Annotated in this window: 7 protein-coding genes and 1 pseudogene; 4 read left to right on the top strand and 4 right to left on the bottom strand. The window is 69.8% G+C overall.

What is annotated here, in order from left to right; translation table 11 throughout:
• Positions 1-646 (bottom strand): ABC transporter ATP-binding protein (locus tag JWP28_RS09020; RefSeq protein ID WP_299542218.1); only part of this gene is annotated, 646 nt, incomplete at its 3' end.
• Between the two features lie 92 nt (positions 647-738).
• Here JWP28_RS09020 and JWP28_RS09015 point away from each other — a divergent pair.
• A complete protein-coding gene (locus JWP28_RS09015; protein WP_299542216.1) occupies positions 739-1,290 on the top strand; it encodes an HAD family hydrolase in 552 nt (183 codons plus the stop codon).
• A gap of 154 nt (positions 1,291-1,444) precedes the next feature.
• Here the strand turns inward: JWP28_RS09015 and JWP28_RS09010 are convergent, their stop codons facing one another.
• Together JWP28_RS09010 and JWP28_RS09005 are read right to left on the bottom strand one after the other, a co-directional pair.
• Complete coding sequence (locus tag JWP28_RS09010; protein ID WP_299542215.1) at positions 1,445-3,064, bottom strand: cisplatin damage response ATP-dependent DNA ligase; 1,620 nt, start codon at positions 3,062-3,064, stop codon at positions 1,445-1,447.
• Positions 3,065-3,217: 153 nt separating this feature from the next.
• Positions 3,218-4,228, bottom strand: coding sequence for a ligase-associated DNA damage response exonuclease (locus JWP28_RS09005; protein WP_299542213.1), 1,011 nt, complete (start codon positions 4,226-4,228; stop codon positions 3,218-3,220).
• A gap of 73 nt (positions 4,229-4,301) precedes the next feature.
• On the opposite strand from JWP28_RS09005, the gene JWP28_RS09000 reads away from it, so the two are divergent.
• Together JWP28_RS09000 and JWP28_RS08995 are read left to right on the top strand one after the other, a co-directional pair.
• Complete coding sequence (locus JWP28_RS09000; protein ID WP_299542211.1) at positions 4,302-4,742, top strand: PaaI family thioesterase; 441 nt, start codon at positions 4,302-4,304, stop codon at positions 4,740-4,742.
• Positions 4,739-5,155, top strand: a complete 417-nt coding sequence (locus JWP28_RS08995) for a PaaI family thioesterase (RefSeq protein ID WP_299542209.1) — start codon at positions 4,739-4,741, stop codon at positions 5,153-5,155. The genes JWP28_RS09000 and JWP28_RS08995 overlap by 4 nt, the downstream gene beginning before the upstream one ends.
• 31 nt (positions 5,156-5,186) lie before the next feature.
• Here the strand turns inward: JWP28_RS08995 and phnD are convergent, their stop codons facing one another.
• Complete coding sequence (gene phnD / locus JWP28_RS08990) at positions 5,187-6,179, bottom strand: phosphate/phosphite/phosphonate ABC transporter substrate-binding protein (protein ID WP_299542207.1); 993 nt, start codon at positions 6,177-6,179, stop codon at positions 5,187-5,189.
• A 297-nt stretch (positions 6,180-6,476) separates the two neighbouring features.
• Here phnD and lysK point away from each other — a divergent pair.
• Positions 6,477-7,228 (top strand): annotated as a pseudogene (lysK, locus tag JWP28_RS08985) (lysine--tRNA ligase); the annotation flags it as partial.

Below are 7,228 nucleotides of genomic sequence, written 5' to 3'. Positions count from 1 at the left end.
GGGTGATCAGCGCCAGGGCGGAGCCGGTCTCGCGGGTGAGCTCGGCCATCAGGTCGAGGATCTCGGCCTGGACGGTGACGTCGAGGGCCGTGGTCGGCTCGTCGGCGATCAGCAGCTCGGGGCCGCCGGCCATGGCCGCGGCGATCATCACCCGCTGGCGCATGCCGCCGGAGAGCTCGTGCGGATACTGGCGCAGCCGCTGGGCGGCGTCGGGGATGCGCACCTTCTCGAGCCACAGCTTCGCCCGCGCCGTCGCGTCGCGGTCGGAAAGGCCCTGATGCAGCCGCAGGGGCTCGGCGATCTGCTCGCCGATCCGCACGTGCGGCGTCAGCGCGGTCAGCGGATCCTGGAAGATCATGGTCATCTTGGAGCCGCGCAGGCGGTTGAGCTCGCGAGGCTTCAAGCCCAGCAGTTCCCGGCCCAGGAACTTCGCCGATCCGCTCGCCCGGCCGTTGTGCGCCAGGAGGCCCATCACCGCCATGAAGGTCTGGCTCTTGCCCGAGCCGCTCTCGCCCACCACTCCCAGCGTCTCGCCACGGGGAATCGACAGCGACACCCCGCGCACCGCCGGCACCGTTCCGTCGTGGGTGTCGAAATCCACCCGCAGGTCGTCGAGGGTCAGGACGGCAGGCGGGGATGCGGGCAATGGGACCTCGGGCTGGGAACGAGCCGACCTTAGACGGCCATTCGGGCTTTTTGAAATCGCCTCCGCGCCCGCCGGGCCGCTATAGTCGGCCCGTGCCTGAAACCCCGTCAGCCAGTCCCCTCCGCCCCGCGCTGTTCCTCGACCGCGACGGGGTGCTGAACGAGGACCGCGGCTATGTCTCCCGCTGGGAGGACTTCCACTGGATCGCCGGCGCCCGTGAGGCCGTGGCGGCCTTCAACCGCGCCGGCTGGCTGGTGATCGTGGTGACCAACCAGTCGGGGGTTGGCCGCGGCTTCTACAGCGAAGCCGACATGCATGTCCTGCACGCACGGATGGCGGAAGATCTGGCCAAGGCCGGCGGTCACATCGACGCCTTCTACCACGCCCCCCAGCACCCGGACGCCCCGCTCGACGCCTACCGCCACCCCGACCCTCCGGACCGTAAGCCCAACCCGGGGATGATCCTGCGGGCGCTCGGCGAATGGCCGATCGACAAGGCGGCCTCGCTGCTGATCGGCGACAAGCCATCCGACCTGGAGGCGGCGCTGCGGGCGGGGGTGCGGGGGGTGCTGTTCGAGGGCGGGAACCTGGCGGAATTCCTGAAGAACGAGGCGCTGCTGCCAATCGCCTCTCCCCCGGCGTAGCCGAGAGGGAGAGGGTAGGGAGAGGGCGGCCCGGACCTTCAGCTTCCCGATGCCGAGGCGAGGGCCCTCGGGCGACCATCCGCGGCTGTTTCGTCTTACGAGCCGCCCTCTCCCTACCCTCTCCCTCTCTCGCTGCGCTCGGGGGAGAGGCGGCCTACCGCCCCTCCATCTGCTCCAGCATCCGTTCCAGGGTCACCAGCTCATCCGCCTCCCCCGGCGGCTTGTCCCAGCGGATGCGGTTGATGCGCGGGAACCGCATGGCGACGCCGGACTTGTGGCGGGTGGAGCGTTGCAGGCCTTCGAAGGCGACCTCGAAGACCAGGCCAGCGTGCGGCTCGGCGCGGACCGAGCGGACCGGGCCGAAGCGTTCGATGGTGTAGTCGCGGACGTATTTGTCGATCTGCTTCAGCTCCTCGTCGGTGAAGCCGAAATAGGCCTTGCCGACCGGGGTCAGGACGCGGGCGCCGCCGTCGTCCTCAGTCCACACCCCGAAGGTGTAGTCGGAGTAGAAGCTCGAGCGTTTGCCGTGGCCGCGCTGGGCGTACATCAGCACCGCGTCGATCAGGAACGGGTCGCGCTTCCACTTGAACCACGGCCCCTTCGGGCGGCCGGCCTCGTAGATCGAATCCCAGCGCTTCAGCATCAGGCCCTCGGCGATTTGCGGGTCGCCGGCGGGCGGATCGGCGCGCAGGGCGGTGAGGTCCGCCCAGCTCTCGAAGGGCTGGATGGGCGAGAGGTCGATGCGCGGGCTGGCCTCCCTGGCCACGAAGGCCTCGAGGCGCTTGCGGCGCTCGGCGAAGGGCAAGATCCGGGTGTCCTCCGGTCCCTCCGCGAGGATGTCGTACGCCCGGATCGCGGCCGGGAAGGTCGCCAGCAGCTTGGCGTCCACCGCCTTGCGGTTCAGCCGTTGCTGCAGGTCGGCGAAGCTCGCCACCTTGCCCTCGCGCATGACCAGCAGCTCGCCGTCGATGACGGCCTCGTCGGCCAGGGCGCCCACGATGTCGGGAAAGGTCCGGGAAATGTCGTCGCCGGTGCGGGTGTAGAGCCGGCGCACGCCGCCCTCGTTCACCGCCTGCACGCGGATGCCGTCCCATTTCCACTCGGCGGCATAGTCGGCGGGGTCGAGCTTGGCGAAGTCCACCGCCTCGTCGATGGCCTGGGCCAGCATGGCGGGGCGGAAGCGGCCGGGGTTCTCCGACGAGGGGCGTTCGGAGCGGCCCTCCAGCCAGGCGAACAGGTCCTCGTAGGGCGGGTGCAGGGCGTGCCAGAGCTCCTCCACCTCGGCGACGGGTACAGGGCCGATATCGTCGGCCGCCTGCTTGGCGAGCCGCGCGGAGAGGCCGACGCGCAGACCGCCGGTCATCAGCTTGAGCAGCGCCCAGCGGCCGGTCGGCTGGAGGGCGTCGAGCCAGCCCTCGATCAACCGCTGGACTTCCGCCCGCGTGGCGCCGCGCAGGGCGTCGACCACTTCCGACAGCTCCGGCTCGCGGTTGGCGCCGGGCCGGGCGGGCCAGACCAGGGCCACCGTCTCGGCCAGGTCGCCCACATAGTCGTAGGACCACCAGAAGAGCTGCGGATCCATCCGCTCCTCCACCGCCTTGCGGATGAAGGCCGGCTTGGCCGCGTCGAAGCTGAGGTCGCCGGTCAGCGCCGCCAGCGCCCAGCCCCGGTCCGGGTCCGGCGTCTCGCGCAGGTAGTCCCGCACCAGGGTCAGCTTGGCGTTGCGTGACCCGGTCAGCGACAGCCGGTCGAGGAGTTCGGCGAAGGCGCGCATCAGGGCCTTCCCCCGGTACGGGGGAAACCAGTCCCCAAGAGCGAAGCTCGCGGGTCGATGGGGGAAGTGGATCGGCAGAAAAGACTTCCCCCATTGTCGCCCGGCTTCGCCATTGGCGACATTTCCCCCGTACCGGGGGAAGACGAGAAACGATCAATCATCGTCCTCTTCCTCGTACCCCACCAAGGCCAGCGCCCGGGCCGGCACGCCATGCAGTTCGGCCCACCTCGCCAGGGCCTCCTCGCGGCCGTGGGTGATCCAGAGTTCGCCGGGGCGCAGTTCGTCGACGGTGCCGGTGAGCTCGTCCCAGTCGGCGTGGTCGGAGATCACCAGCGGCAGCTCGACGCCGCGCTGGCGGGCGCGGGCGCGGACCTGCATCCAGCCGGACGCGAAGGCGGTGACCGGGTCGGGGAAGCGGCGGCTCCAGCGGTCCTGGGTGGCCGAGGGCGGGGCGATGATGATCTGGCCGGCGAAGTCCTGCTTCTTGCCCGTCGTGGCAGGTTCCAGCGGCCCGAGGTCGACGCCATGCCGTTCGTAGAGCGCGTTCAGCCGCTCCAGCGCGCCGTGGACGTAGATCGGCCGGTCCCAGCCGGCTTCGCGCAGCAGGCGGATGATCCGCTGCGCCTTGCCGAGCGCATAGGCGCCGACCAGGTGCGACCGTTCCGGGAACTGCGCCACCGACCGCAACAGCCGGGCGATCTCCTCCCTGTCGCTGGGATGGCGGAACACCGGCAGGCCGAAGGTCGCCTCAGAGATGAACACGTCGCAGGGGACCGGCTCGAACGCCGGGCAGGTGGGATCGCGCCTACGCTTGTAGTCGCCGGACACCACCATGGTCAGCCCCTTCCAGCGCACCACCGCCTGGGCCGAGCCCAGCACGTGGCCGGCCGGGACCAATGTCACCTCGACGTCGTCGCGGGGCACGGCCTCGCCATAGGCCGCAGCCTGGCGGGCGCCGGCGAACTCCAGGCCATAGCGCTCGGCCATGATGTCGAGGGTTTCCGCCGTCGCCAGCACCGCGCCATGGCCGGCGCGGGCGTGGTCGGCATGGCCATGGGTGATCACCGCGCGCGCCACCGGCCGCACCGGGTCGATGTAGAAGTCCCCGGGCGCGCAATAGAGCCCCTCGGGCTTCGGGCAGAGCAGGTCCTGCGGTCGGATCATCTGGGCCTAATGTAGTATGACGGCCAAGGCTCCGCATTGACCACGGGGCGGGTTCCGCCCTACCCCGCTGGGGATGAGCGACGTCCCCGAGATCGTCCGACAGATGGCCGAGCACATGGCCACCACCGTGCCCCAGGCCGCCGCCCTCGGCTTTAGGCTGGTGTCCGTCGAGCCGGGCCGCGGATCGATCGAAGCCCCCTGGCGCGAAGACCTGGTCGGCGATCCCGACACCCAGGTGATCGCCGGCGGCGTCGTCACCAGCCTGCTCGACCACACCTGCGGCCTGGCCATCGCGTCGGCCGCCGGGACCGAGCCCTTCTCCACCGCCACGCTCGACCTGCGCATCGACTACATGCGCCCCGCCGCGCCGCGCGCCGGCGTGGTCGCCGAGGCGCATTGTTACAAGCTCACCCGCACCATCGCCTTCGTCCGCGCCGAGGCCTGGGACGTCGACCGCAGCGACCTGGTGGCCACCGCCCAGGCGGCCTTCGTGCTGAACCGGCCGCGCCCATGAGCCTGCCCGCCGACCAGCTGGAGACTTTCCTGCAGCGCGTGCCCTACGTGCGCTTCCTCGGCATGCGCGCCGAACTGGCCGGCGACGAGATGACCGCCATCCTGCCCTTCGCCCCGCACCTGGTGGGCAACACCTTCCTGCCGGCTCTGCACGGCGGAGTGATCGGCGCCTTCCTGGAGATGACCGCGCTGGCCCAGCTCTCGGTCGCCCAGCCGTCGGCCCGGGTGCACAAGACCATCGACGTCACCATCGAATACCTAAAGCCCGGCCGGGCGCTCACCTCCTACGCCCGCGCCGACCTGCGCAAGGTCGGCCGCCGCATCGCCAACGTGCACGTGGAGGCCTGGCAGGAAAACCGCAGCCAGCCCTTCGCCGCGCTCCGGGGGCATTTCCTGCTGAGCGGCGAGGGCTAGCATTCGTGGCCTTCTCCCCTTGTGGGAAGGATCATTTTGGAGCCGCCGCTTCTTCCTTCTTGATCTCGGCAAGCGCGGCCTGCGCCGCCGCCAGCGCCGCCTGATCGCCTTTGGCCTTGGCTGCGACCAGCTGGCCGGTGGCCTCCATCTCGCGCACCGGCAGGAGGTGGGTGTTGTCGGCGTGCTTGAAGGGGCCGGTCTGGATGCGCTCCAGTATGGCGCGCTGGCGCCTGGCCTCGGGCGTATCGCCGACGCCATAGCTGAAGATGAACCGGGAGACCTTGGCCTTGATCGCCGGGTCGAGGTCGGCGCGCCAGATCATCGGGTCCTCGGGGATGGTGGGCGAGGTCCAGATCACCTGCAGGCTGTCCAGCGTCTTCTGGGCCATCGGCGTGCCGATCACCGCCAGCCGATCCATCGAGCGGGTGTTGTCGGTGGCAGCCGGCAGGACCCCGGAGCCCACCGCATAGAGGTTCGCCTCGGCGCTCGCCGAGCGGACGGTCTTGAAGCAGGCCTGCGGATCGATCCCCCGCGGCCCAAACAGGAAGGCGTTGGGCGCCAGCGTGCCGGAGGTGGACTTGGCATCGCCCATGCCGAAGTCGAGCCGCTTGCCGCAGGCCAGCAGCTTGTCGAGGGTGATCCCCGAGCCCTTCCTGACCACGATCACGCCCTGATAGCCGTCCTGGCCGTTGGGATGGGTCGTGCGGGCGAAGACCTCGCCGCCGGCGCGGCGCACCGCCTCCAGCCCCGACTGGTTGGTGAACCAGCCGAGGTCGGCCTGCTTGAACCGCAGCGCCTCGATGAGGGCCGAGTAGTTGGAGCCGAAGAACGGCTTCACCGGCATGCCGATCGCCTTCTCCATGTCCTTCAGGAACGGGGCCCATTCCTGCATCTGGGTCTGGCTGGCCTCGGTGGAGACGATGGAGAAGGTGAGCGTACGGGGCGCCTCGGCCTTCGGCGCGGGCTTGCCGCAGGCGGTGAGCGCGAGGACGGCGAGCAGGGGAATGAGGCGTCGCGTGATCATACCCCAAGCATAGCCCAGCTTTTGCGACAGGCGAGCAAGAGGTGTCCTTCTCCCCTTGTGGGAGAAGGTGTCGCCCGAAGGGTGACGGATGTGGGGTTGCGCTCCGCTCTCGGCGCGATCCCCCGCTCAGATCGGAGAGGGCTTTCGACCCCACATCCGACCTGCTTTGCAGGCCACCTTCTCCCACAAGGGGAGAAGGATGCTGGACGCCCTGAAACCCGTGGTTGGTTGTGAGCTTGCGGTCCGTTCGGGACGCAGCTCTCGACAGGCCGTCCCCGGGGCGTTACCGCCAGCCCCATGTCGCCCCAAGCTGAGTTGCATGGTCTCTCCCATCAGGCCCGCGAAGCGAAGAGCTGGCCCTTCGAACAGGCGCGCCTGCTGCTCGAGCGGATCCTCAGGCTGCGGCTCTCCGACGCCGAGCGCGACCTCACGGCGACGCTGTTCGTCCAGGGCAAGTTCGCCGAGGCCGTCCAGACCCTGCCGGCGCTGGCCCGGCCGGTGATCTTCCAGTGCGGCTATGGCGCGTCGGGCCTGCCGCACATGGGCACCTTCGGCGAGGTGGCGAGACCCACCATGGTGCGGACCGCGTTTCGGGCGCTCACCGAGGACGCCATCCCGACCCAGCTGATCGTCTTCTCCGACGACATGGACGGCTTCCGCAAGATTCCGGACAACGTGCCCAACAAGGCGATGTTGGAAGAGGACCGCGACAAGCCGGTCACCTCGGTCCGCGACCCCTTCGGCGAGCACGAGAGCTTCGGGGCGCACAACAACGCCCGCCTGCGCGCCTTTCTCGACGGCTTCGGCTTCGACTACACCTTCATGTCGTCCACCGAGACCTACAAGTCCGGCCGGCTGGACGCGGTGCTGTTGCGCATCCTCGAACGTTTCGACGCCATCCAGGCGATCATGCTGCCGACGCTGGGCGAAGAGCGCCGCGCCACCTATTCGCCCTTCCTGCCGATCAGCCCCAAGAGCGGCCGCGTGCTGCAGGCCGCCACCCTCGAACGCAATGTCGAGAAGGGCGCCATCGTCTTCGCCGACGAGGA

Source organism: Phenylobacterium sp., assembly GCF_028290885.1.
In the GTDB taxonomy this organism is placed as follows: Bacteria; Pseudomonadota; Alphaproteobacteria; order Caulobacterales; family Caulobacteraceae; genus Phenylobacterium.
The sequence above is the reverse complement of the archived record's forward strand: the minus strand, read 5'-3'. Positions and strand labels throughout refer to the sequence as shown.